This window comes from Streptomyces sp. URMC 123 (assembly GCF_051386515.1).
Classification (GTDB): Bacteria; Actinomycetota; Actinomycetes; order Streptomycetales; family Streptomycetaceae; genus Streptomyces.
In genome coordinates, this window is sequence record NZ_JBPQTV010000740.1 from 1 (window position 1) to 346 (window position 346).

At 79.8% G+C, this 346-nt stretch carries 1 pseudogene; it reads right to left on the minus strand.

Annotation, left to right across the window (positions count from 1 at the left end):
* Positions 1 to 196: 196 nt before the first annotated feature.
* A pseudogene (locus ACSNOD_RS31850) lies at positions 197 to 346 on the minus strand (class I SAM-dependent methyltransferase); the annotation flags it as partial.

The window sequence follows — 346 nt, forward strand, 5'->3', positions numbered from 1 at the left end:
CGGAGGACCCCGACCAGGGCACGTGGTGGCTCACCGTGCGCTCCTCCTCGCTGCCGCCGGTGCTCTCGGCTCCTCTGGGGGTGCGAACACCGCGGTGGCGGAGCGCATTTCCGTTTTGCCGAATCGTTATGGCGGGGCGGGGCCGGGGGCCGGGTCGGGGCCGGCGCGCCCCGCGGCGGCTCGCTCGGCCGGGCGGTCAGGCCACCGGCGCCAGCGCCGCCCACCGCACGGTGACCTCGCCCTGGCGCCAGCGGCCCGGCCCGTCCGTCAGCGGCCAGTCCGCCCGCAGGTCGGACACCGCCCGCAGCCACCGCTGGCGGGCGCCGAGCGCGGCGAACGGCGCGGC